This window comes from Streptomyces sp. NPDC059166 (assembly GCF_042755185.1).
Lineage (GTDB): Bacteria > Actinomycetota > Actinomycetes > Streptomycetales > Streptomycetaceae > Streptomyces.
The window spans coordinates 26,880-49,817 of sequence record NZ_JBHZCI010000050.1; the positions used below are offsets into that span (position 1 = coordinate 26,880).

A 22,938-nucleotide genomic window follows, 5' to 3' on the forward strand; every position below is an offset into this window, starting at 1 on the left:
GCGACGACTCCGTGACGGACACCTGCGGGCCCTCCCCGAACACGCGCCGACGCCGCCCGAGCTCAGGGGCGCGACAGGTGTACCCAGCCATACATCGTTCATATTGGTGAACATCAATCACGTACACATGTATTGACGCGACCACGACACGGGCCTACGGTCCAAGAAAGCGCTTGCCCCCCACGTGATCCTGTACCACTCGTACCTTCTGTTCACACACCCGAACAGGGAGTCGAGTCTTCGCACACAGCACACAGCAGCTCGTTCCACGACGGGACACCCCCGTCGCACCCGGCCCGCCGGCCAGGTCCGCCCCTACCGGACCGCTCCGGCGACGCAGGGAGTTCTCCCGGATCCGCCGCTCCGGCCCCCCACTGGTCACCTTCCCCCCAACCTGGAGACGAACGATGCAGAAGAAGAAGCCCGTCATCGCCTGCGTCGGCCTGCTGGCCGGCTCACTCGTAGCGCTGTCCGGCGCGATGGCGCAGGCGACCTCCGCGCCCGAGGCCGTGAACACGGGCACCCGGACGGTCGGCTCCGCCGCCGCTGTCGCCGCGGACGCCCTGTACGTGGCCCCGGACGGCAGCGCCGACGCGGCGGGGACCGAGTCCGACCCCACGACCCTGGCCGCGGCGATCGGCAAGGTCGCCTCCGGCGGGACGATCTACCTGCGCGGCGGCACGTACGCCTACTCCGAGACGGTCACCATCCCCCCGGGCAACGACGGTTCCGCGAGCGCCCGTACGACACTGGCCGCCTACCCCGGGGAGACCCCGGTCCTGAACTTCTCCGCCATGAGCGAGGACCCCGCCAACCGCGGGCTCGCCGTGAACGGCGCGTACTGGCACATCGACGGTGTCGTCGTCGAGCACGCCGGTGACAACGGGATCTTCGTCGGCGGCAGCAACAACGTCATCGAGCACGTCGTGACGCGCTTCAACCACGACTCGGGCCTCCAGATCTCGCGCATCGCCTCCGACACCCCCGACGACGAGTGGCCGGCGAACAACCTGATCCTCAGCTCGGAGTCCCACGACAACGCCGACTCGGACGGCGAGGACGCCGACGGCTTCGCCTCGAAGCTCACCTCGGGCCCCGGCAACGTGTTCCGGTACACGGTGTCCCACAACAACATCGACGACGGCTGGGACCTCTACACCAAGACGGAGACCGGTCCCATCGGCCCGGTGACCATCGAGGACTCCCTCTCCTACAGCAACGGCACCCTCTCCGACGGGACCGTGAACGAGGACGGCGACCGCAACGGCTTCAAGCTCGGCGGCGACGACATCGAGGTGGACCACATCGTCCGGCGCAACATCGCCTACGACAACGGCCACCACGGGTTCACCTACAACAGCAACCCGGGCTCGATGACGGTGTCGGACAACGTCGGCATCGACAACGCCGAGCGCAACTTCAGCTTCGACAAGGGCACTTCGGTGTTCCGCAACAACGTCTCCTGCCGCAAGGACGACGGCTCGAACGACAAGACCGTGGGTGACGCCGACAGTTCGAACCAGTTCTGGACCGGATCCAACGGTTCGGACTGCTCCGCCTACAGCGGCGCGATGGACTGGTCCTTCGCCGAGGACGGCCACCTCGTGGTGACCTTCGGAGGCAAGGAAGTGACCCCGTAGTCCCGCTCTCCCACCGCCGCCCGTCGGCATGCGGCACCACGACCCGCTGACGGACGACGGCACGAGGTCAAGTCAAGGCGAAGCACATCCGGCCGAGGCCGGCGGGTCCCCCTACGCCCCGCCGGCCTCGGCGCGTAGGAGCTGAGGCCGGGGCCCGTGCCACCGGCCCGGGGTTCACCGCCTCAGGTAGTGGCGGCGCAGGTCCCGGGTCACCGTGCTCCAGAAGTGGGGACCGTCCACATCGTCGGGGAATGCCTCGACGAAGGCATCGACCTCGTCGAGAGCCGCCGTCAGCGCCGTCTCACGCGCCCCGGGGTCCAGGCGGTCGAGGAGCTCCAGCTCCCGGACGACGGCGGCGAGGAGGGAGACGGCGGCCCCCGCATGGCCGTCGGACGGGAAGTCTCCGGAGGACGCCATACCCGAAGCGCTGTCCCAGCCACCGGGGTTGTACACCGCGATCTCGCCGGTGGACATCTCCATCATCTGCTGGTCGAGCCCGTACGAGGCGATGCAGACGCACTCCTCGGGGATCTCCTCGTCCTCGTCGTAACAGCCGGTGAAGATCTCGGCGGGCTCGGCCACCCAGCCGACGCCCTTGCCCTTGAACCTGGCTTGAGGGATGTCGATGGCAGGGAAGAACGTCGCGGTCTCACCGGTGCAGCTCTCCACCCAGGCGAGGGACGGCGTGCGAAGCCGGGTGACGACGGCAGAGGGATCCTTCAGGATCGAGAGGGGCATGAGGACTCCGCTTCGGCTCGGTGCGGTGAGGACTCCGTGCGGTCGGAGATCATATCGGTGGGACGACAGACCGCTCCTCGCGGGCTCGTGGCTCGCACCGCGCCGGGTGGACGTCCCGCGGCCGCACGGTCGTCGCCGCGGGCTCTGCCGTCGGGCTCCGGCCGTCCCCTGGACCACCCGGTGACCGCCGCGTGTGAGGATTCCGTCACCTTCACGCAATGAAACATGCCGGAAACGTCGCGGCGCCCTCCACGAAACGAGCGCCCGCCACCCTCTTCGGGCCGGACCCCACGCCGCCCCGAGGAGGGACTCTCTCTTGACCCCCGCGACCCTGGCCTCGGCAGGCCTCGACACGGGCGACACCGCCTGGCTCCTGGCGGCGACGGCCCTCGTCCTGCTGATGACCCCGGGACTGGCGCTCTTCTACGGCGGAATGGTCCGCACGAAGAGCGTGCTCAACATGCTGATGATGAGCTTCGTCTCGATCGCACTGGTCACCGTGGTGTGGCTGGTCGCGGGGTACTCGCTCGCCTTCGGCGACGACACCTTCGCCGGACTCCTCGGCGGCCCGGACCACCTGGGCATGGTGGGGATCGGTCCCGCCGAACTCACCGGCAGCGTACCGACCTTGCTGTTCAGCACCTTCCAGCTCACCTTCGCGATCCTCACGGCCGCGCTGGTCAGCGGGGCGATCGCCGACCGCATGAAGTTCGCGGCTTGGCTCGCGTTCGTACCGGTGTGGACCCTGCTCGTATACGTTCCGGTCGCCCACTGGGTGTGGGGTCCCGGCGGCTGGATCACTGATTCGCTCGGCGCCCTGGACTTCGCCGGCGGTCTGGTCGTGGAGATCACCTGCGGGGCCTCGGGTCTCGCCCTGGCGCTGGTCGTCGGACCGCGCATCGGCTTCAGGAAGGACGCCATGCGGCCGCACAACCTGCCGATGGTGGTGCTCGGCGCGGGACTTCTCTGGTTCGGCTGGCTCGGCTTCAACGGCGGATCGGCGCTCGGGGCCAACGGCCTGGCCGCCGCCTCGGTCCTGAACACCCTGGTCGCGGGATGCACCGGCCTGCTCGGCTGGCTGTTCGTCGAGCAGAAGCGGGACGGCCACCCGACGACCTTCGGCGCGGCCTCCGGCGCGGTCGCGGGGCTGGTGGCGATCACCCCGGCGTGCGGGACCGTGGGCGTCCTCGGTGCCGCCGCCGTCGGACTCGTCGCCGGTGTGGTCTGTTCGTACGCGGTGGCCTGGAAGTTCCGGTTCGACTACGACGACTCCCTCGACGTCGTCGGCGTGCACTTCGTGGGCGGGGTCGTCGGCACCCTGCTCGTGGGGCTGTTCGCCACGGCCTCGATGACCGGCGGCGCGGAGGGCCTTCTCTACGGCGGTGGGGCGGGCCAGCTCGCCCGGCAGGCCGTGGCCGTGGTGGCGGTCGCCGCGTACACCTTCCTCATGACCTACGCGATCGGCAAGGGGATCGACCGGCTCATGGGCCTTCGGGCCTCCGAGGACGAGGAGCTCACGGGACTCGACCAGACGGTGCACGCCGAGAGCGCCTACGATCACGGCGGCCTCGGTCATGCGGCCTCGCAGACCCCGGGCCGGCCCGAACGCCGTACCCAGGACAGGAGTCCAGCTCGATGATGCTCATCACCGCGGTCGTGAAGCCGCACCGTCTCGACGAGGTGAAGACCGCCCTGCAGGACCTCGGTGTGAACGGCCTGACGGTCACCGAGGCCAGTGGATACGGGCGCCAGCACGGACACACCGAGGTGTACCGGGGGGCCGAGTACCGCGTGGACCTGGTGCCGAAGGTCCGGATAGAGGTCCTCGTCGAGGACGCCGAGGCGGAACCGGTGATCGACGCCGTCGTCCGGGCGGCCCGCACGGGCAAGATCGGTGACGGGAAGGTGTGGGCGCTGCCGGTGGAGACCGTCGTCCGGGTCCGCACGGGCGAGCGAGGCCCCGAGGCGCTCTGAGGAGGCGGGACGGGCTTCCGGTCGGGGGCGCCTCGGCACCGGCGGACGCTCCGCGGAGTGCGCGTCAGGAGGGCTCCGGACGGGTTCGGGAGATCTTCTCGCCCCCGGTGGGGGTGTGACCACCGTGATGCCTGTCATTCTTTGCTCCGACAGATCGTCGATCACCGAGAGGCATCACCACTCATGCGTATGACTCGTCGCGCCACCGCCGTCCTGGTCGCCGCACTCGGCCTGGCCGGTGCGCTGGCCACCGCCCCGGGAGCCGGGGCCGCGGCCCAGGCCGGATGCCGGTACAAGGTCGTCTGGCCGACCGCCGGAGTGTACGAGAACCCGAACCCGGCCAGTGCGGTCGTCAAGACCAAGCAGGCCGGTGACATAGTCGGCGCCTCCACCTGTGAGGGCGCGTCCTACAACGAGTACGGCTATGTGCTGGTCACCACCGACGCGGCGTCGGACGGCCGGGGCTGGATGCGCGAGGATGCGGTGGTCCCCGTCTGACCGTCGCCCGTACCCGTCCGACCGCCGCCCGTCCGCACGGTCCGGGCCACGGGGGCCGGCAGGAGCCTGCTGCGCTCCCGTCGGTCCCTTCCCGTACTTGTTCCGGCTCCATCGGCCGTACCCCGCCGGGCCGGGGAGGTGACGGGCCCCGCCCGGCGGGGCGCCCGGTCACACGCACCGCCTCGCTGACCCCCGAGGTGCCGGGACGGCGCGTGAGGGCTGCCTCCCGGATCTCCGGGAGGCAGACGCGGAACGGAGCCAGGCGTCCGGGGTGCCGTGTGCGGCGGGGTCACTCCGAACGGAGGCGCCGCCACACCGCCTTGGCCGCGTGATGGCCGGACATGCCGTGGACACCGGGTCCGGGCGGGGTGGCCGACGAGCAGAGGAAGACGGCCGGGTGTGCGGTGGCGTACGGCACGCGGGCGAGTTTGGGCCGCAGCACGGTCTGCAGCCCGTCGAACGCCCCGGTGGCGATGTCCCCGCCGACGTAGTTGGCGTTGCGGAGGGCGAGTTGCGGTGGGCCCGCGATCGCACGGGCGAGGACGAGGTCCCTGAAACCCGGTGCGAAGCGCTCCAGTTGACGCTCGATCACCTCCGTGGCATCGCCCTCCCAGCCCGCCGGTACGTGCCCGTAGGCCCAGAAGACGTGGTGCCCCTCGGGCGCACGGCTCGGGTCGACGACACTGGGCTGGGCGGTGATGAGGAAGGGCACGCCCGGGTCCCGTCCCGTCACCGCGGCCCTCAGGGACGCGTCGATCTCCGTGGCGGTGGGGCCGACGTGGACCGTACCCGCCCGCCGGGCCTCCTCCGCGGTCCACGGCACGGGACCGGAGAGCGCGTAGTCGATCTTGAAGCAGGAAGCACCGTAGCGGTAGCGGTCGTAGGCGCCGCCGAGCCCGGCGATCCGGGCGACCGCGGCCGGTGAGGTGTCGAAGACGTACGCGCGGGCGGGCGGGAGTTCGTCGAGGCGTTTGACCTCGGTCCCCGTACGGATCACACCGCCCTGCTCGCGGACGTAGGAGGCGAGTGCGTCCGAGATGGCCTGCGAGCCACCGTCCGGAACCGGCCAGCCGTTCTCATGTGCCGCGAGGGCGAAGAGCAGCGCGATTCCCCCGGTCGCGAAACCGCTGGTGGGCGCGATGGCGTGGGCGGCGAGACCGGCGATCAGACCGCGCGCCTTCTCCCCGCGGAAGCGGCGGGCGAGCAGGGCGGCCGGCTGGACCGCGTCCAGGCCGAACCGCGCCCAGCGGTACGGGTCCCTGGGCAGGCCGTCCCACGGGGTGCGCAGGAAGTCCGCGGCGAGGGCGTCCCAGTGGCCGGTGTACGGGGCGACCAGCCTGCGGTAGGCGCCCGCGTCGACCGGGCCCAGCGACATGGCGCTCTCCCCGATGGACCGGGTGAGGACGGCGGCGGTGCCGTCGGGGAACGGGTGGGCGAGCGACAGCGGCGCCTGGAGCCAGCGCAGGCCGTGCCGGGCGAGCGGCATCGCCCGGAAGGCGGGGGACCCGATCCCCAGGGGGTGGACCGCGGAGCACGGGTCGTGGCGGTAGCCGGGCAGGGTCAGCTCCTCGGTACGCGCGCCGCCGCCGACGGTCTCCCCCGCCTCGAACACCTCCACGGAGAAGCCCCGGCGGGCCAGTTCGGCGGCGGCCGTCAGCCCGTTGGGGCCCGCTCCCACGACGACGGCGTCCAGCATCGATGGCACCTTGGGACTCCTTTGTCAGCCGGCGGCCTGGCGTCCAGGATATTCACGCGCGCCCACGGGAGGACGCCGGGTAGTCTCCCGGTCCGTGAACGGTCGACCCGCGGACCCGCCCCCCGTCGTCGCCATGGCCGCCGGGCTCGTCCAGGTGGCCGGCGTCGAGGCCGTCGCCCTCGGCGGGAGCCGGGCCCGCGGTACCCACCGCCCCGGTTCCGACTGGGACCTGGGTGTCTACTACCGGGGTTCCCTCGACGTCGCGGCCCTCACCGCCCTCGCCTCGCGGACCCAGGGATCCCCCGTCGAGGTCGCGGGGCCCGGGGGCTGGGGCCCCTGGGTGAACGGCGGAGCCTGGCTGACGGTGGACGGCGTCGCCGTCGACTGGATCCTGCGGGACCTCGACCGGGTGGAGTCCGTGTGGTCCCACTGCCGTGCGGGCCGCTACGAGGTGGGGATCCAGCCGGGCCATCCGCTGGGTTTCTGGTCCCCGTGCTACGCGGGCGAGGTGGCGCTCTGCCGGGTCCTGCGGGATCCGGGCGGCTCGCTGACCGCCCTCCGGGAGGCGGCCCGCACCTACCCCGAGCCGCTGCGCCGCGCACTGACCGGTGCGGTGTGGGAGGCGGACTTCTCGGTGGCCGCCGCGCGCAAGGCGGCCCCGGCCGGTGACACCCTCTACGTCGCCCTGTGCCTGTCGAAGGCATTCGGCGTCCTGGCCCAGGCCCTGCACGCGCATCACCGGCGGTGGTGCCTCAACGAGAAGGGCGCGCTCGCCGCCGCGGCGGCTCTTCCGGACACCCCGTCCGGCTTCGCGGACCGGGTCGCCGAGGCACTGCGTGCCCTGGATCCGGCCGCCGTGGAGACGGCGGCCGGTGTGGTGCGCGAGGTGCGGGCCGTCCTGGAGGCCGGCTGATCAGCCGGCCCCGGGGGTGTCGCCCCGCGTGCCGGCGCGCAGCGCCCCGAGGATCCGCCGGGCCGTGGCCTCGTCCCTGGCCGCGGTGAAGGGCAGGTCGTTGCCCCCGGTGATGCGGTACGGGGCGCCGGAGAGGGTGGCCTCGGTGCCTCCCGCCTCCGTCACGAGGAGGAGGCCCGCCGCGTGGTCCCAGGCGAATTCCCAGTTGAACGCGACGGCGTCGGACGCGCCGCAGGCCACGGCGAGGTACTCCAGTCCCGCCGAGCCGCAGGCGCGTGCGTCGATGCCCTCGGTGCGCAGGCCGAGCAGCGCCCGCTTCTGGGCGTCGGAGGTGTAGTCGGGGTGGGACATGGCCACCTTGAGCACGGCGCCGGGGGCGGGTGAACCGCTGTGCAGCGCAATCCCGTTGAGCGTCGCGCCCTTGCCCCGGACCGCGACGGCCATCTCGTCGAGCACGGGGGCGTACGTCCACGAGGCGTACACCCGGCCGTGGCGGGCGAGGGCGACCAGGGTGCAGAAGCCCGGTTCGCCGTGCACGAACTGGCGGGTGCCGTCGACCGGGTCCACGATCCAGACCGGGGCGTCGCCGCCGAGCGCGTCGTAGACCGCGGGGTCCGCGTGGACGGCCTCCTCGCCGACGACCACCGAGCCGGGCAGCAGGCGGGTCAGGGAGGCGGTCAGATGTGCCTCGGCCAGCCGGTCCGCCGCCGTGACCAGGTCGTGCGGGCCGCTTTTCTCGACGATCTCGTGGGCGGCGAGCTGCCGGTAGCGGGGCAGGATCTCGGCGGCGACCGCCTCCCGGACCAGGTTCTCCACCTCGGACGTCGCTCCGGTGGCCCCGTACAGAAAGTCATCGATCATGACTCCAGCTAAGCACGGTCCGCCGCCGGTACCCCGGCCAGGGCGCCGCCCTCCGCCCCTGTCCCGCCCTGCCGGGCCGGAGGTGTACGGGGACGCGGGCACCGGCCGGGGTACCGGCGGTCAGGGGCGGGCGGACCGGGCCCCGGCCCGCGGCGCGGTGCCGGTCACTTGACGGCGCCGGCCGTCAGGCCCGCCACCAGATAGCGCTGGAGCAGCAGGAATCCTGCGACCACCGGAATGCTCACGACCAGCGAGGCGGCCATGATCTGGTTCCAGTAGACGTCGTTCTGGGTGGAGTAGCCCTGGAGGCCGACGGCGAGGGTACGGGTCGTCTCGTTGGTCATGACCGACGCGAACAGCACCTCGCCCCAGGCCGTCATGAAGGCGTAGACCGCCACCGCGACGATGCCGGGGACCGCGGCGGGCACCACCACCCGGAACAGCGCCATGACCGGCCCGCACCCGTCCACCATGGCGGCCTCGTCGAGCTCCCGCGGCACGGATTCGAAGTATCCGATGAGCATCCAGATCGAGAACGGCAGCGAGAAGGTGAGGTAGGTGAGGATCAGTCCTCCCCGCGAGCCGAACAGGGCGATTCCGGTGGCCTCGCCGAGGTTCACGTAGATGAGGAAGAGCGGCAGCAGGAAGAGGATGCCGGGGAACATCTGCGTGGACAGCACCGTGATGGTGAAGACCCGCTTGCCGCGGAAGGTGTACCGGCTGACGGCGTACGCCGCGAACACGGCGATGACGACCGAGAGGACGGTCGCCGCCCCGGCCACGATCAGCGAGTTCACGAAGTACCGGCTCAGGGGCACGGTCTCCCAGATGTCGAAGTACGGACGGATCGTCAGCCCGCTGGGAATCCACTGGAACTTGCCCGACACGTCCTCCAGCGGCTTGAGCGAGCTGGAGATCATGACGTACACGGGCAGCAGGACGAACGCCGCGAGCACGGTCAGGAAGATCCTGCGCGCCCAGGCGAAGGAGCGCGGTGACGCCATCGGCGAGCGTGGGGGGCGGCCGCCGGACACGGTGGTGCTAGCCATCTGAGGCCTTCCTTCCCCGGGAGGTGAAGAACAGGTAGACCGCCGTCACCAGGAGCAGGAACAGCAGCAGCAGGACCGACATCGCCGCCCCGGTACCGAAGTTCCAGGTGGCGAAGGACGACTGGTAGATGTGGACGGATATGAGGTCCGCGGACTCCGGGGCCGACTTGCCGAACAGCACGAAGGGCGTGTTGAAGTCGTTGAACGTCCACAGGAACAGGACCAGGACCAGGACCTGGTTGACCGGCCGGAGCGACGGCAGGGTGATCCGGCGGATCTGCTGCCACATGCCCGCACCGTCCAGGGCGGCGGCCTCGTAGAGCTCCTTGGGGATGTTCTGCAGTCCGGCGGTCACGATCAGGAAGGCGAACGGCCAGCCCTTCCAGACGGAGACGATCAGCAGCGTGACGAAGGCGTTGTCGCCGATCAGCCAGAAGGGCAGGTCGTCGGTCAGGCCGAGCTGGTCGTGAAGCACGTGGTTGACCAGGCCGTTGTCCCGCTGGAACATGAACGCCCAGGTGATGACGGCCGCGTACACCGGCAGCGCGTAGGGCACCAGGAACAGGGCCCTGAGCACGCCCCGGCCCGAGAACGCCTCCTGCATGAAGATGCTCGTCGCGACGCCGAGCAGCCAGCACAGCGCCACCGCCAGCACGGTGAAGAGGCAGGTGACCCAGAACGAGCGCAGCAGCGCCTGTCCCACGGGGGCGTCGAAGTCGACGGCGACGGAGAAGTTCTCCAGGCCGCGCCAGGGGGCGGCGGACCAGTCGCGGAGGTAGAACTGCGTCAGCTCCTTGAAGGCCATGACGAAGCCGAATCCGATCGGCACGAGATGGACCAGGAGTTCCAGCAGTACCGCGGGAAGCAGCAGCAGGTAGGGAAGACCGATGCGGCGGATCCGCCCGGGGCGGCGCTGCTTGCGCGGCGCCGCCACGGGTGTGTCCTGATGCACCGTCGGGCTGCCCGCTTCGGGGTTCACGATGGTGGTCATGGACACATCGCTCACTGTGCGGCCATCTGCTGCTCAGCCTTGGTGAGCTCGGCCTTGACGTCCGCGGTGGAGATGGCCGCGCCTCCGGCGGCCTTGGCGAAGAGCGCCTTGACCGCGTTGCCCACGGACGTCTCGAACTGCGACTCGTTCGGGACCTGCGGCAGCGCCGCGGCGCTGGTCGCCAGCGTCTGGCTCAGGACCTTCAGCTCCGGCCTGTCGAACGCGGGGTCGCTCTGGGCGGCTTTGACCGGCGGGACGGATCCGTAGGCCTTGCAGAGGACCTTCTGCTCCTCGTCGCTCGTCATGAAGTTGACGAACTCGGTGGCGCCGTCGAGGTTCTTGCTGTTCTTGAAGACGGCGATGTTGATGCCGGCCACCATCGAGTTGACCTGCTCGCCCTGACCCGGTGTCCCGGACTGGACGGGTACGGGGGCGACGCCCCATTCGGAGTCGTCCATGCCCTGGGACTTGAAGGTGGTGGCGGCGGCCTGCCAGAGGACCATCGCCGTCTTGTCCTTGGAGAAGTCGCTGAGGGACTGGTTCTGGGCGTACTCGGCGTTTCCGGGGGCGACGATCTTGTCCTTGGCCATCATGTCGACGTACTGCTTGACGGCCGCGACGGTTCCGTCGCTGGTGAAGGTCGGCTTGCCGGAGGCGTCGAAGAAGTCGGCGCCGTGCTGCTTCGCCAGCACGAAGACCTGGTGGATGTTGTTGGAGAGGTTCGAACCCTCGGCGCCCAGACCCCACTTGCCGTCCTTGGACAGCTTCTTGCCGGCCTCGGCCACCTCCGCCCAGGTGGCCGGCGGCTTCTCGATGCCGGCTTCCTGGAACATCGCCTTGTTGTAGTAGAGCGCGTACGCCATCGAGTACAGCGGGAGCGCGGCGGGGTCCTTGCCCTCGGCACCGGTGGAGCCGAGCGCCGACTCGACGAACCGGTCGCGGCCGCCGACCTTCTCGAAGTTCTTGTCGTCCCACGGCAGCAGTGCGCCGGTCGCCTGGAGCGAGGAGGACCAGGTGTTGCCGATGTTCAGCACGTCGGGCCCCTGGCCCGAGGTCGTGGCCGTGAGGATGCGGGTGAGCAGGTCCGACCAGGGCACCACCTCCAGCTTGACCTTGATGCCGGTCTTCTTCTCGAACTTCTTCAGCTCGGGCGTGAGGATCTTCTTGTCGGCCTCGAGGCTGGGGCCCTGGTTGGAAGCCCAGTAGGTGAGCGTCTTGGGTGATGCGGACCCACCGTCCGTGGATGTCCCGCCGCCGCAAGCCGTCGCGGCAGCGAGCAGGGAGATGACGGCCGCGCTGCCGGCCACTGTCCGGATTCTTCGCATGGCTCCAGGTGTCCCTTTCCTGAGGAGCGTTCAAGCCAGAAGTGCTGAGCCCACCGCCGGAAGTGCGGCATGCGGATCCCACGGCTCACATGGCTTAATTTATGATGTGAGTTAAGCCTCGGGGAAAGGTCGCGTCAAGTGTCTGAGCCGGGGTAGCGTGCTGTTCAGGCGAGTCATGAAGGAGCCCAGATGCCCCAGCGGACCAGGCGTACGGTGCATGACCTGCGCAGAGACAGCCGTTCGGCCGTATTGCAACGGTTGTATTTCGATGGCCCGATGAGTCGCCAGGAGCTGGGGCCGGCCACCGGCCTCAGCTCCGGTTCGGTCAGCAACGTCGTGGCGGAGCTCGTCGCGGAGGGGCTCGTGGAGGAGGCCGGCAGTGTGGAATCGGACGGCGGCCGCCCCCGCACCCTCCTGCGGGTCAGTCCGCGGCGCGGTCATCTGATCGGGATCGACGTCGGGGAGACCCGGGTACGCATCGAGGCCTTCGACTTCACGCTCCGCGAACTCGCGCGTACGGAACGCCCGTTGGTCGATGATCACTACGACCCGGATGTGATCGCGGATCACATCCGCGGCGGGATAGAGGAGGTACTGGCCGGCACCGGCCTACCGGTGGAGGGCCTGCTCGGGGTCGGGATCGGCGTCCCCGGGGTCATCGAGCGCGACCCCGTCCGGGGCGCCGTGGTGCACGGGCAGACCATCGGCTGGGACGCGGTGCCGCTGGAGGCCCTGCTGCGCGGCTCCGGTGGAGTGCCCGACACCACCCCCTGCTTCATCGACAACGGGGCGAAGACCCTGGGCCAGGCGGAGATGTGGTTCGGGGCGGGCCGGGGAGCGCGCAGCGCCGTGGCCATCCTGTTCGGCTCCGGCGTGGGCGCCTGCCTCTTCGCCGAGGACGCGCCCCAGGGCCAAGCGCTCGAGTGGGGCCATCTGACGGTGCAGGTCGGCGGCCGGAGGTGCCGGTGCGGCTCACCGGGGTGCCTGGAGGCATACGCGGGGGCGGAAGCCGTGCTCCAGCGGTGGCAGGAGGCGGGCGGGCGACCGCCGGAGGGGGTCGACGAGGAGACCCGGCTCACCGCGCTCCTGACGTCCGCCGATCCCGCGGACGGGAGCGAGCCAGACCCGACCGCACGCACGGTGGTCAAGGAGACCGCCGAGTACCTCGGCGCGGGCCTGGCGGGACTCATCAACCTGCTGCAGCCGGAGCGCATCCTCGTCGGCGGCTGGGCAGGGCTGCAGTTCGGGCCCCGCTTCCTCGAGGACGTCCGGCTGCACGCCGTCGCGTACTCCCTGTCCCATCCGGCCGCCGGAGTCACCGTGGAGCTGGGCAGACTCGGCCCCGACGCGGTCACGGTGGGTGCGGCGACGCTTCCCCTCGCCGACTTCCTGGGCAGGGGCGGCAGGGTGACCGCCCCCGCGCAGGAGGCGACTCCCCCGGCGTGGCGGACCGCCCTCGAGGACCGCGTGCTCGGCTGAGCCCGCCCGTACCGGCGTCACCATCTCGACGACGGGCGGGAGGCCTGCCCGGTGCCGGACACCGCCGAACTCGCGCAGCACCCGCACGGGTGGAGGAGCGGGCGCTCGCCGGGGCGAGTGCCCGCTCCTTTCCGGACCGTCTCGGCCGGGCACGGGACCCGGGTGCCCGGGCCCCGCCACCGTCAGCGGCCGACGGCGTACCCCTGCATCCCGCGCGGATTGGCGGCGGCGGAGAGCACACCCGTCTCCGGGTCCCTGGCGACGGCGCACATCCGGCCCTCCGACCAGGGCTCACCGACCGTCACATCATGTCCGCGACGGCGCAGTTCCTCGATCACCCCGGGGTCCATGCGCTCCTCGACGGTGACGCTTCCCGGCCGCATCCCACGCGGGAAGAACGATCCTGGGAAGGAGTCGTTGTGCCAGTTCGGGGCGTCGATGGCGCCCTGGAGGTCAAGTCCGCCGCGGACCCGGCCACGGAGCGCGACGGCCAGGAAGAAGTGCAGCTGCCACTGGTCCTGCTGGTCGCCACCCGGGGTTCCGAACGCCATGACCGGCACCCCGTCGCGCAGCGCGAGGGAGGGCGTGAGGGTGGTACGCGGACGACGGCCCGGGGTGAGGGTGTTGGGCAGGCCCTCGTCGAGCCAGGCCATCTGGAGGCGGGTGCCGAGCGGGAAGCCCAGTTCGGGGACGACGGGGTTGGACTGGAGCCAGCCGCCGCTGGGGGTGGCGGCGACCATGTTGCCCCAGCGGTCGACGATGTCCAGGTGACAGGTGTCGCCTCGGGTGCCGCCGTCCTTGGCCACGGTCGGCTCGCCCGCACCCGCCGACGGGATGCCCATGGCGTCGAAGCCGGACTCGCCGGAGGCGACGGCGTGCGCGTGCGCGCTGAGGACCGGGGTGCGGCCGTCGGGGCTGCCGGGGCGCAGCTCCAGGGAGGCGGTGTCCTTGATCAGGGCGCGCCGCTCTTCGTTGTACGCGGCGGAGAGCAGGGTCTCCACGGGCACCTCGTCGGCGTCGCCGTACCAGGCCTCTCGGTCCGCCATCGCGAGCTTGCAGCCCTCGATGAGCAGGTGGACGTATTCGGCGGATCCGTAGGCCGGGAGTTCGGCGGGGAGGACCGCGAGCTGCTGGAGGAACGCGGGGCCCTGGCTCCAGCCGCCGGCCTTGGCGAGGGTCCAGCCGTTCCACTCGTAGGTGGCGGGCTCCTCGTAGGACGCGGAGAAGTCCGCCAGGTCCGCGGCGGTCAGGGTGCCGGTGTGGCGGCTGCCGCTGGTGTCCTTCGTCGGTACGGCGGCCTGGCGCACCAGGGCCTCGGCGATGAATCCGGTACGCCAGATGTCCCGGGCGGCGTCGATCTGCGCGATCCGGTCCTCGCCGCCCTTCGCCTCGGCCTCCGCGATGACGCGGCGCCAGGTGGCGGCCAGGGCGGGATTGCGGAACAGGGTGCCGGGCTCGGGCGACCTGCCGCCGGGGAGGTAGACCTCGGCGGAGGACGGCCACTCGGTCTCGAAGAGCTCCCGGACGGTCTCCACGGTCTGGCCGACGCGCTCGACGGGGGCGTGGCCGTCCTCGGCATAGCCGACGGCGTACCGCAGGACCTGGGCCAGGGTCCTGGTCCCGTGGTCGCGCAGCAGCAGCATCCAGGCGTCGAAGGCGCCGGGGACGGCGGCGGCGAGCGGGCCGGTGCCGGGGACCAGGTCCAGGCCGAGGGAGCGGTAGTGCGCCGCGGTGGCACCCGCCGGGGCCGGGCCCTGGCCGCACAGCACCCGCACGTCGCCGTCCTTCGGAGCGAGGATCATCGGCACCTCACCGGCGGGGCCGTTGAGGTGCGGTTCGACGACGTGCAGGACGAATCCGGCGGCCACGGCCGCGTCGTAGGCGTTGCCGCCGTCCTCCAGGACGGCCATCGCGGACTGCGAGGCGAGCCAGTGGGTGGAGGACACCATTCCGAAGGTGCCCTGGAGGGTGGGGCGGGTGGTGAACACGGGGTTCGGCTCCTTGCTGCGGAGTGCTGGATCGGTGGTCGAGTGCTGCGTTCGCGGATGGTACGTACGGGAGGCCGGGCCCGTACAGGCAGGTCAGGCCGCCGCGTCGGGGGCGCTGCCGTCGTCGGTGACGAGGTGGCAGGAGACCTGCCGTCCGCCGGGGATCTCCCGCAGTGCGGGCACCTCGGTGCGGCACCGGTCGACGGCGAGCGGGCAGCGGGTGTGGAAGCGGCAGCCGGGCGGGGGGTCGAGCGGGCTGGGGAGTTCGCCCTGGAGCACGATGCGCTCGCGGGAGCGCTGGGCGACCGGGTCGGGGACGGGGGCCGCCGAGAGGAGCGCCTGGGTGTAGGGATGCTTGGGCGAGGCGAACAGCTCCGCGGTCGGGGCCTGTTCGACGATCTGCCCGAGGTACATCACGGCGATCCGGTCGGCGAGGAACTCGACGGCGGCCAGGTCGTGGGTGATGAACAGGCAGCCGAAGCCCCGGTCCCGCTGGAGGTCGGCCAGCAGGTTCAGGACGGACGCCTGCACCGAGACGTCCAGTGCGGAGGTGGGTTCGTCGGCGACCACGAGGTCGGGTTCGCAGGACAGGGCGCGGGCGATCGAGATGCGCTGGCGCTGGCCGCCGGAGAGTTCGTGCGGGTGCCGGTCGGCGTGTTCCGGGCGGAGCCCGACCAGGCCGAGCAGCTCCTCGACGCGTTCCCGTACGGCCGCTCCGCGGGCTCGGCGGTGCAGCCGGATGGGCTCGGCGATGATCTGGCCGACGGTCATCCGGGGGTCGAGCGAGGACGAGGGGTCCTGGAAGACCAGGTGGAAGTCCTTGCGCAGGGGGCGCAGCGCGCGGCGCGAGAGGTGGCTGACGTCGGTGCCGTTGATGTGGACGCTGCCCCCGGTGGGTTCGTCCAGGCGCACGGCGCACCGGCCGACGGTGGACTTGCCGCTCCCGGACTCGCCGACGAGGCCGACGACCTCGCCGCGGCCGATGGTGATCGAGACGCCGTCCACGGCCCTCACCGTGCCGCCGCCCGAAGCGCCGAAGTGCCGCTCCATGGCGTTGATCTCAAGCACCGGGGGGTGCGCGGTTGTGCCGTCCCGGGGCGCGGGGACGGTCTGTGCGGTGGTCACTTTCCGGCCTCCTGGTCGGGGCTGCGCTCGGTCTTCTCGTCGGCGCTCACGGGGGTTTCGGGGGTGGCCTGGGCCGTTTCCCGCTCGACGGCGGCGTCTTCGTGGGGGTGCCAGCAGGCGGCGCGGTGCGGTGCGTCCGTACCTGCCCCGGGGTCGATGGCGCGGAAGCCGGGGCGGCTGCCGGTGCAGGTGGCGTCGGCGCGGGAGCAGCGGGGCGCGAAGGTGCAGGCGTCGGGCTGGCTGTCCAGGCTCGGCACCAGGCCGGGGATCTCCGGGAGGCGGCGCTTGCCCTCGCCTCCGGGCCGCAGCACTGCGCCGAGCAGGCCCCGGGTGTAGGGGTGGCGGCCGGAGGCGAACAGCTCGTGCACCGGGGCCTGTTCGACGGCCCGGCCCGCGTACATCACGAGGACCCGGTCGGCGGCGTCGGCGACGACCCCGAGGTCGTGGGTGACCAGGACGATCGCCGTGCCGAGACGCTCGCGCAGGGACTGGAGCACCTCGAGGATGCCCGCCTGCACGGTGACGTCCAGCGCCGTGGTCGGTTCGTCGGCGATCAGGACGGCCGGGTCGCAGGCCACCGCGATGGCGATCATGACGCGCTGGCGCATACCGCCGGACAGCTGGTGGGGGTACTCGTCGATCCGGCGTGCCGGGGCGGGGATGCCGACGAGTTCGAGGAGTTCGACGGCGCGCGCCCTGGCCTCCTTGCGGTTGAGCCCCTGATGCCTGCGGACCACCTCGCCGATCTGCCGGCCGATGGTGAGGACCGGGTTCAGGGAGGTCATCGGCTCCTGGAAGATCATCGCGATGTCCTTGCCGCGGATCTTCTGGAGTTCCTTCTCGGGAGCCCCCACGAGCTCCTTCCCGGCGAGCCTGATGGAGCCGCCGATCCGGGCGGTCGGCGGGAGCAGGCCCATCGTCGCCATGGAGGTGACGGACTTCCCGCAGCCCGACTCGCCCACGACGGCGAGGACTTCGCCGGGTGCCAGGTCGTAGGAGACCCCGTCCACGGCGTGCACGGTGCGGGTGTCGGAGTGGAAGGAGACCGAGAGGTCGCGCACGCTGAGGGCGGGCAGGGTCTGCTTCTTCGCCGCCGGTTCGGACATGGTCTCGGTCATCGGGTCCCTCCTCGGGGGTCCAGGACGTCGCGCAGCCCGTCGCCGAGCAGGTTGAAGGCCAGCGTCGCCGCGACGATCGCGAGCCCGGGGAAGACCGCGAGCCAGGGGGCCGGCGCCAGGAACGACTGGGCTCCGGAGAGCATCACGCCCAGTGAGGGGTCCGGCGGCTGGACCCCGAGGCCGAGGAAGCTCAGCAGCGCCTCTCCGATGATCGCCGCGGGGATTCCGACGGTCGCCTGGACGATCAGGGCGGAGGTGGCGTTGGGCAGGATGTGCCGGAAGAGGACCGTGCCGTCGCCGCCCCCGTTGGCGACCGCGGCGGCGACGTAGTCGACGTGCTTGAGCCGCAGGGTCTCGGCGCGGGTGATCCGGATGACGGCGGGGATCTGCGAGATGCCGATGGCGATGGTCGCGTTGGTGAGCGACGGACCGAGGATCGCGGCGAGCCCGACGGCGAGCACCAGGAACGGGAACGCCAGCATGGTGTCGGTGAGCCGGGACACCGCGGTGTCCGCGAACTTTCCGTAGTAGCCGGCGAGCAGCCCCAGCGGGACGCCGACGAGGAAGGCCAGCACCACGGCCAGGAGTCCGACCTGCATGGACGCGCGGGCGCCGTAGAGGATGCGGGAGAGCTGGTCGCGGCCCAGGTCGTCCGTCCCCAGCCAGTGTGCGGCGCCCGGCTCGGCGAGCACGTTGCCGAAGTCCGGCTGCGCGGGGTCGTAGGGGGCGATGAGCGGGGCCAGCAGGGCGGCGAGGACGAACACCGCGGCGATGATCCCGCCGGTGAGCGCGAGCCGGTTGCGGGTCAGGGCGCGCAGCTTGCCGCCGCCGGGCTTCCGGCGGGGCGCCTCGGCCGCCTTGGGGAGCGCTGTGGTCGCGGTGGTCACCGGGCACCTCCGAGCCGGATGCGCGGGTCGATGACCGAATAGACCACGTCGACCAGCAGGTTGATGAGGATGTACGCGGCGGAGGTGCAGAGCACCACGGCCTGGAGTGTCGCGTAGTCGCGGGTGAAGACGGCGTCGATGGTGAGCTTGCCGAAGCCGGGCAGGACGAAGATCTGCTCGGTGACGACGGCGCCCGATATGAGGTGTCCCAGTTGGAGCCCGAGCACGGTCACCACGGTGACCAGCGAGTTGCGCAGCGCGTGCCCGCCGACGACGGCTCCCCGGGACAGTCCCTTGGCGCGGGCCGTCCGCACGTAGTCCGCCGAGAGGGAGTCGAGCATCGCGGCCCGGGTCTGCCGCATCACGACTGCTGCGAGACCGGAGCCGAGGACGATCGCCGGCAGCACCATGCGGCGCAGGTTGTCGACGGGGTCGGTGCCGAAGGGGACGTATCCGGATGCGGCGAACACCGGGACGGCGATGGCGAATCCGAGGACGAGCACGATACCGAGCCAGAAGGTCGGGATGGACAGGCCGACCAGAGCGATGGCGTTGGCCAGCCACTCCTCGGGCTTTCCACGCCGTACGGCGGCGACGACTCCGGCGCCGATGCCGACGACGACCGCCAGGAGCAGCGAGAGCGCCGCCAGTTCCAGCGTGACGGGCAGGGCCTGCGCGATCGCGTCGGCGACGGGGAGGCCCGTACGGGAGGAGGTGCCGAGGTCGCCGGTGAGGGCGTGGCCGATGAACCGCCCGTACTGGATGACGACGTTGTCGTTCAGGCCGTAGCTCTCGCGGATGGCGGCGAGCGCCTCCGGGCTGCGTTCCTCGCCGGCCAGGGCGAGCGCCGGGTCACCGGGCAGCGCCCGGATGCCGGCGAAGACGACGACGCTGACGAGGAAGAGCGTGATGAGGGACTGGCGCAGGCGCGTCAGCAGGTACTTCGTCATCGGGTGTACCCCGCATTCTTGACCCGGACGAGGCCGTCGCCGTAGACGTGGATGCCTGCCACGTCCTTGCCGGCGACGACGTAGTTCTTCTGCCGGTAGAGGTAGATCATGGCGTGGGCGTCCTGGACGCGCCGGGTGAGCTCGTCGTAGACCGCGGTGCGCCTCGCGGGGTCCGCGACGCTGCGGCCCTGGGCGATCAGCTTGTCGATCTGCGGGTCGCCGATCCCGTAGGCGTTCATCGCGCCGGCGGTCTTGAGGAAGTTGGAGACGTTGCCGTCCGGGTCGAGCCTGCCGGACCAGCCGCTGGTGAAGACGTCGTAGTCACCGGCGTCGGTCTCCGCGAGCATGGTGGCGTACTCGGTGGGGCGCAGCGACAGTTCGAAGCCCGCCTCCTTGACCATGGCCTGGAGCACCTGGCCGACGCGTCCTTGCTCGGGGGTGGTGGAGGTCTTCAGTTCGATCTTGACCGGGGTCTTCACCCCGGCTTCCTTCAGGAGCTTGCGCGCCCGCTCGACGTCGCGCCGGGGGCAGTCCTCGGGCGCGGGCCCGGGGGCGATGGCCGACTGCGGGGATATGGGGCCGCAGGCAGGCTCGTACATGCCCTGGAAGACGACCTTGTTGATCAGGTCGCGGTCGATGGCCAGCTCGAACGCCTCACGGACGCGGACGTCCCGGGCGAGCGGGGAGTCGATCTTCCCGGGCGGCTGTCCGAGGCCCTTCACGTTGCCGACGTTGACCCCGATGCCCTGGTATCCGAGGGAGGGCGAGTTGAACAGCTGCAGCTTCGGCTCGGTCAGGGCGCTCTGTACGTCGACCGGGGCCATCTGGTCGCCGACCTGGAGGTCGCCGGAGCGCAGGTTGGCGAGCCGGACGTTGCCGTCGGGGATCGGCTTGTAGACGACGCCGTCCAGGTGCACCTGGTCGGCGTCGTAGTAGTTCGGGTCCTTCTTCAGCACGATCCGGTCCCCGCCGACGCGCTCGACGAAGCGGAAGGGGCCGACGCAGGAGGGGTGGTTGGTGAAGTTCTTCCCGTACTTCTTCAGCGCGGTCGGTGACATCACCATCCCGGCCCGGTCGGCGAGCACGCCGGTGAGCGGCACGTACGCGTGGTCGAGTGTGAGGCTGACCGTGAGCGGTCCGGTGGCCTCGGCCTTGCGGACGGGCGCCAGTTCGGTGCCTCGTGCCGAACCAGGCAGGTCGCGGTGGCGCAGCAGCGAGGTGACGACTGCCCGCGCGTCCAGCCGGGTGCCGTCACTGAACCGCAGCCCCGGCCGGATCTTGATGGTGACCGTGCGGCCGTCGGCCGAGGTGGTGGGGAGCGACGCGGCGAGCTGGGGCACCAGGGTGCCGTCCTCGTCGATGTCGAAGAGCTTCTCGCACATGCCCGCGAAGACCGTACGGCCCACGAGGGTCTGGGCGAGGCTGGGGTCCAGTTTGTCCGGGTCCGACGCCAGGGCGACGGTGAGCGTCCCGCCGTCGCGCACGGACCGGTCGTCGGTCATGCGTACACCGCCGACCTCGGTCGCCGAGGACTGCAGCGACGCGCAGCCCGAGGTGAGGGACACCAACAGAACCGCCACCAGGGCAACCGCTTTTCGGCGCACGGGGGCCTACCTCCCGCCAGGGGTGATCAAGGAATATCGCAGACCGTATTTCGCATACAGTCCGCAAGGCAAGGCTTCCGCCCACATGGCGGACAGGATTTACCTGACGACCTGACACGCGGAAGCCCGCCCTCCGGGCCGCGACACCGCAACAGCCTTTGCCCGCTACGGGATCCGAGGGCACCGCCGGCCCGCACCGGCCTCGACCCCGCCGCCCCGAGGCCGTATACCGAAACGGACTCGGTCACCCCTCGCGCACGTCCGGTGACACCTCCTGTCGCGGCCGGAAGCCCGAAACGACCCCTTCGCGCCCCTTCGCACCGGAAAAGCGAAGAAGCTCACCGGTCGGTCCCGGACTTCTCACCTCCCGCACCACCGGACACCCGCCGATCAAGGGCCTTCACCCGGGGCGGCCCCGCACAGCACACCGGCTTCCGGGGGAAGTGCCGCCCCCGGCGCGCCCCGAGACCTCGCGGCGCCGCCTTCCGCCCGGCGGAGGTCGGCCAGGGAGAGTCGGGCGCGACGCGGCCGCCACCCGCACGAGGGCAGCGGGAGTCGCGGCCCACCGGCCTCGACCGCCCCTGGGGACGGCCCCTCCGGTCGCACCACGCAGGCCACCCGGCCCGCCGTCAGTCCTCGGCCGGCGCCGTGAGCCGGCGGGTGATCCGGTCGAACAGTTCCGTCAGCGGCTCGCCGACGTCACGGCCGAACCCGGTCAGCCCGTAGGTGACCTGGGGCGGCGACGTCGGCTCCACCCTGCGCCAGACCAGATCGTCCTGGACCAGCACACGCAGGGTCTGGGCGAGCATCTTCTCGCTGACACCCCGGATGCTCTCCCGCAACTCGTAGAACCGCAGGTCGCCATCCCGCAGGGCGATCAGCACCCAGATCCCCCACCTGCTGGTGACGTGGTCGACCACGTCACTCGCGGGGCACTCGGTGTGAAACACGTCATACCGCTCCCCCGTCCCGGCCTGTCTGCCCTGCACACCTTCGCTCACACCAGGAGCTTACCTCCAGGTATGCCCTTACAAAAAGTTAGCCCTTGCTCCTAGCGTGTGGATCTCGGAGCACACATGAAGGAGCTGACCATGATCGTGGTGACCGGAGCCACCGGAAACATCGGACGCCCGCTGACGCGCATGCTGGCCGAGTCGGGAGAGCAGGTGACGGCGGTGTCACGCCGTGCGGCCGCGGTACCGGACGGTGTCCGGCACGTCGTGGCGGACCTCGCCGCGCCGGCCGGCCTCGCACCCGCGCTGGCCGGCGCGAAGTCGCTCTTCCTGCTGCTGTCCGGCGACCTGCACGCCACGGGCGCCGACCCCGCCGACATCATCGGCGCCGCGGCGGACAGCGGTGTCCGCCGCGTCGTCCTGCTGTCCTCGCTCGGGGTGGTGACCAGGCCCTTCGGCACCACTCGGATCGCCATGCGCGCCCTGGAGGACACCTTGCGCGAATCCGGGCTCGAATGGGCCGTCCTGCGGCCGGGCGGATTCGCCTCGAACGCCCTGTGGTGGGCGGAGTCCGTCCGCACGCGTCGGGTCGTCGCCGCGCCGTTCGGCGATGTGGGAGTGCCGCTCGTCGACCCCGCGGACATCGCCGCGGTCGCGGCCGCCTGCCTCCTGGAGGACCGGCACAACGGGGGCACCTACGAGCTGACGGGCCCGGAGGTGATCACTCCGCGCAGGCAGACAGATGCCGTCGCCGAAGCGCTGGGCGAACCGGTCAGGTACCAGGAACTCACCCGCGAGGAGGCCAGGTCCGGCATGACCCGCAGCATGCCGGCGGAGCTCGCCGACGACACCCTGGACATCCTGGAGTCCCCGAACCCGGCCGAGCTGCGGGTCATGCCGGACGTCCAGCGGATCCTCGGCCGCGCCCCTCACACCTTCGCCGACTGGGCCGCACGCCACATCGCGGCGTTTCGCTGAGGGCGGGCGGGCACCGCTGCGGCCGTAGACCGGCGTGGTCTCGCGGTTCCCCGAGGCGGCACGCCTCGGCCGCCCCCGGGGACCCCCGGGCGCCGCACCCCGCGCACCGCCCCCCCCCACGTAGCGTACCCCCCCCCGGGGGTTATAAACAAAAGACGGGGCCGGCCCGTG

20 protein-coding genes are annotated in these 22,938 nt (G+C 71.4%); 7 read left to right on the forward strand and 13 right to left on the reverse strand.

The features are described from left to right. The first annotated feature begins 407 nt into the window (after window positions 1–407). On the forward strand, window positions 408–1,640 hold the full coding sequence (locus ACFXOA_RS28635; RefSeq protein WP_385034451.1) for a right-handed parallel beta-helix repeat-containing protein: 1,233 nt from the start codon (window positions 408–410) through the stop codon (window positions 1,638–1,640). Between the two features lie 174 nt (window positions 1,641–1,814). Here ACFXOA_RS28635 and ACFXOA_RS28640 read toward each other — a convergent pair whose 3' ends face one another. Further along, the gene (locus ACFXOA_RS28640) at window positions 1,815–2,378 is read right to left on the reverse strand and encodes a hypothetical protein (protein WP_385034452.1); all 564 of its coding nucleotides are present in this window, start codon (window positions 2,376–2,378) and stop codon (window positions 1,815–1,817) included. A 316-nt stretch (window positions 2,379–2,694) separates the two neighbouring features. Here ACFXOA_RS28640 and ACFXOA_RS28645 point away from each other — a divergent pair, with 316 nt between their 5' ends. The 3 genes from ACFXOA_RS28645 (at window position 2,695) to ACFXOA_RS28655 (ending at window position 4,850) form a co-directional block, all read left to right on the forward strand. Next, window positions 2,695–4,017 carry an ammonium transporter gene (locus ACFXOA_RS28645; protein WP_385034454.1) on the forward strand — a complete coding sequence of 441 codons (1,323 nt, stop codon included), beginning with the start codon at window positions 2,695–2,697 and terminating at the stop codon, window positions 4,015–4,017. Continuing rightward, window positions 4,014–4,352, forward strand: coding sequence for a P-II family nitrogen regulator (locus ACFXOA_RS28650; protein WP_385034456.1), 339 nt, complete (start codon window positions 4,014–4,016; stop codon window positions 4,350–4,352). Before ACFXOA_RS28645 ends, ACFXOA_RS28650 begins: the two co-directional genes overlap by 4 nt. A gap of 189 nt (window positions 4,353–4,541) precedes the next feature. Beyond that, complete coding sequence (locus ACFXOA_RS28655; RefSeq protein WP_385034458.1) at window positions 4,542–4,850, forward strand: glycosyltransferase; 309 nt, start codon at window positions 4,542–4,544, stop codon at window positions 4,848–4,850. Between the two features lie 289 nt (window positions 4,851–5,139). Here the strand turns inward: ACFXOA_RS28655 and ACFXOA_RS28660 are convergent, their stop codons facing one another. Beyond that, window positions 5,140–6,555, reverse strand: a complete 1,416-nt coding sequence (locus ACFXOA_RS28660) for a phytoene desaturase family protein (RefSeq protein WP_385034460.1) — start codon at window positions 6,553–6,555, stop codon at window positions 5,140–5,142. 124 nt (window positions 6,556–6,679) lie between these two features. Here ACFXOA_RS28660 and ACFXOA_RS28665 point away from each other — a divergent pair, with 124 nt between their 5' ends. Next, window positions 6,680–7,459, forward strand: coding sequence for a nucleotidyltransferase domain-containing protein (locus ACFXOA_RS28665; RefSeq protein WP_385034484.1), 780 nt, complete (start codon window positions 6,680–6,682; stop codon window positions 7,457–7,459). Here the strand turns inward: ACFXOA_RS28665 and ACFXOA_RS28670 are convergent, their stop codons facing one another. The 4 genes from ACFXOA_RS28670 to ACFXOA_RS28685 all read right to left on the reverse strand — a co-directional run bounded on the left by ACFXOA_RS28670 (window position 7,460) and on the right by ACFXOA_RS28685 (window position 11,685). Further along, window positions 7,460–8,320, reverse strand: a complete 861-nt coding sequence (locus tag ACFXOA_RS28670; protein ID WP_385034462.1) for an inositol monophosphatase family protein — start codon at window positions 8,318–8,320, stop codon at window positions 7,460–7,462. Window positions 8,321–8,484: 164 nt separating this feature from the next. Continuing rightward, window positions 8,485–9,369, reverse strand: coding sequence for a carbohydrate ABC transporter permease (locus ACFXOA_RS28675; RefSeq protein WP_385034464.1), 885 nt, complete (start codon window positions 9,367–9,369; stop codon window positions 8,485–8,487). Beyond that, a complete protein-coding gene (locus tag ACFXOA_RS28680) occupies window positions 9,362–10,360 on the reverse strand; it encodes a carbohydrate ABC transporter permease (RefSeq protein WP_385034466.1) in 999 nt (332 codons plus the stop codon). Before ACFXOA_RS28680 ends, ACFXOA_RS28675 begins: the two co-directional genes overlap by 8 nt. A gap of 11 nt (window positions 10,361–10,371) precedes the next feature. Next, the gene (locus tag ACFXOA_RS28685) at window positions 10,372–11,685 is read right to left on the reverse strand and encodes an ABC transporter substrate-binding protein (RefSeq protein ID WP_385034468.1); all 1,314 of its coding nucleotides are present in this window, start codon (window positions 11,683–11,685) and stop codon (window positions 10,372–10,374) included. Between the two features lie 189 nt (window positions 11,686–11,874). Here ACFXOA_RS28685 and ACFXOA_RS28690 point away from each other — a divergent pair, with 189 nt between their 5' ends. Next, window positions 11,875–13,164, forward strand: coding sequence for an ROK family protein (locus ACFXOA_RS28690; RefSeq protein ID WP_385034470.1), 1,290 nt, complete (start codon window positions 11,875–11,877; stop codon window positions 13,162–13,164). A gap of 182 nt (window positions 13,165–13,346) precedes the next feature. Here ACFXOA_RS28690 and ACFXOA_RS28695 read toward each other — a convergent pair whose 3' ends face one another. From ACFXOA_RS28695 to ACFXOA_RS28725, 7 genes are all read right to left on the reverse strand, one after another. Further along, complete coding sequence (locus ACFXOA_RS28695) at window positions 13,347–15,152, reverse strand: gamma-glutamyltransferase family protein (protein WP_385034472.1); 1,806 nt, start codon at window positions 15,150–15,152, stop codon at window positions 13,347–13,349. 93 nt (window positions 15,153–15,245) lie between these two features. Next, entirely contained in the window at window positions 15,246–16,202 is a 957-nt protein-coding gene (locus ACFXOA_RS28700) for an ABC transporter ATP-binding protein (RefSeq protein WP_385034485.1), read from the reverse strand. Between the two features lie 71 nt (window positions 16,203–16,273). Further along, window positions 16,274–17,395 (reverse strand): ABC transporter ATP-binding protein, encoded by a 1,122-nt coding sequence (locus ACFXOA_RS28705; RefSeq protein WP_385034474.1) that lies wholly within the window; start codon window positions 17,393–17,395, stop codon window positions 16,274–16,276. After that, window positions 17,392–18,282, reverse strand: coding sequence for an ABC transporter permease (locus ACFXOA_RS28710; protein ID WP_385034476.1), 891 nt, complete (start codon window positions 18,280–18,282; stop codon window positions 17,392–17,394). Before ACFXOA_RS28710 ends, ACFXOA_RS28705 begins: the two co-directional genes overlap by 4 nt. Then, window positions 18,279–19,232, reverse strand: a complete 954-nt coding sequence (locus ACFXOA_RS28715) for an ABC transporter permease (RefSeq protein WP_385034478.1) — start codon at window positions 19,230–19,232, stop codon at window positions 18,279–18,281. Before ACFXOA_RS28715 ends, ACFXOA_RS28710 begins: the two co-directional genes overlap by 4 nt. Beyond that, on the reverse strand, window positions 19,229–20,812 hold the full coding sequence (locus ACFXOA_RS28720) for an ABC transporter substrate-binding protein (RefSeq protein ID WP_385034480.1): 1,584 nt from the start codon (window positions 20,810–20,812) through the stop codon (window positions 19,229–19,231). The genes ACFXOA_RS28715 and ACFXOA_RS28720 overlap by 4 nt, the downstream gene beginning before the upstream one ends. 653 nt (window positions 20,813–21,465) lie before the next feature. Then, window positions 21,466–21,837 carry a winged helix-turn-helix transcriptional regulator gene (locus ACFXOA_RS28725; protein ID WP_385034482.1) on the reverse strand — a complete coding sequence of 124 codons (372 nt, stop codon included), beginning with the start codon at window positions 21,835–21,837 and terminating at the stop codon, window positions 21,466–21,468. A 90-nt stretch (window positions 21,838–21,927) separates the two neighbouring features. Between ACFXOA_RS28725 and ACFXOA_RS28730 the strand changes: the two genes are divergently transcribed. Then, window positions 21,928–22,767, forward strand: a complete 840-nt coding sequence (locus tag ACFXOA_RS28730; RefSeq protein WP_385034487.1) for an NAD(P)H-binding protein — start codon at window positions 21,928–21,930, stop codon at window positions 22,765–22,767. Window positions 22,768–22,938: the final 171 nt, after the last annotated feature.

Excerpts from the sequence above, each read along its gene's own strand:
- ACFXOA_RS28635 (WP_385034451.1), top strand. The coding sequence starts at position 408 with ATGCAGAAGAAGAAGCCCGTCATCGCCTGCGTCGGCCTGCTGGCCGGC.
- ACFXOA_RS28640 (WP_385034452.1), bottom strand. The coding sequence starts at position 2,378 with ATGCCCCTCTCGATCCTGAAGGATCCCTCTGCCGTCGTCACCCGGCTT.
- ACFXOA_RS28650 (WP_385034456.1), top strand. The coding sequence starts at position 4,014 with ATGATGCTCATCACCGCGGTCGTGAAGCCGCACCGTCTCGACGAGGTG.
- ACFXOA_RS28655 (WP_385034458.1), top strand. The coding sequence starts at position 4,542 with ATGACTCGTCGCGCCACCGCCGTCCTGGTCGCCGCACTCGGCCTGGCC.
- ACFXOA_RS28665 (WP_385034484.1), top strand. The coding sequence starts at position 6,680 with ATGGCCGCCGGGCTCGTCCAGGTGGCCGGCGTCGAGGCCGTCGCCCTC.
- ACFXOA_RS28670 (WP_385034462.1), bottom strand. The coding sequence starts at position 8,320 with ATGATCGATGACTTTCTGTACGGGGCCACCGGAGCGACGTCCGAGGTG.
- ACFXOA_RS28675 (WP_385034464.1), bottom strand. The coding sequence starts at position 9,369 with ATGGCTAGCACCACCGTGTCCGGCGGCCGCCCCCCACGCTCGCCGATG.
- ACFXOA_RS28680 (WP_385034466.1), bottom strand. The coding sequence starts at position 10,360 with ATGACCACCATCGTGAACCCCGAAGCGGGCAGCCCGACGGTGCATCAG.
- ACFXOA_RS28685 (WP_385034468.1), bottom strand. The coding sequence starts at position 11,685 with ATGCGAAGAATCCGGACAGTGGCCGGCAGCGCGGCCGTCATCTCCCTG.
- ACFXOA_RS28690 (WP_385034470.1), top strand. The coding sequence starts at position 11,875 with ATGCCCCAGCGGACCAGGCGTACGGTGCATGACCTGCGCAGAGACAGC.
- ACFXOA_RS28700 (WP_385034485.1), bottom strand. The coding sequence starts at position 16,202 with ATGGAGCGGCACTTCGGCGCTTCGGGCGGCGGCACGGTGAGGGCCGTG.
- ACFXOA_RS28705 (WP_385034474.1), bottom strand. The coding sequence starts at position 17,395 with ATGACCGAGACCATGTCCGAACCGGCGGCGAAGAAGCAGACCCTGCCC.
- ACFXOA_RS28715 (WP_385034478.1), bottom strand. The coding sequence starts at position 19,232 with ATGACGAAGTACCTGCTGACGCGCCTGCGCCAGTCCCTCATCACGCTC.
- ACFXOA_RS28730 (WP_385034487.1), top strand. The coding sequence starts at position 21,928 with ATGATCGTGGTGACCGGAGCCACCGGAAACATCGGACGCCCGCTGACG.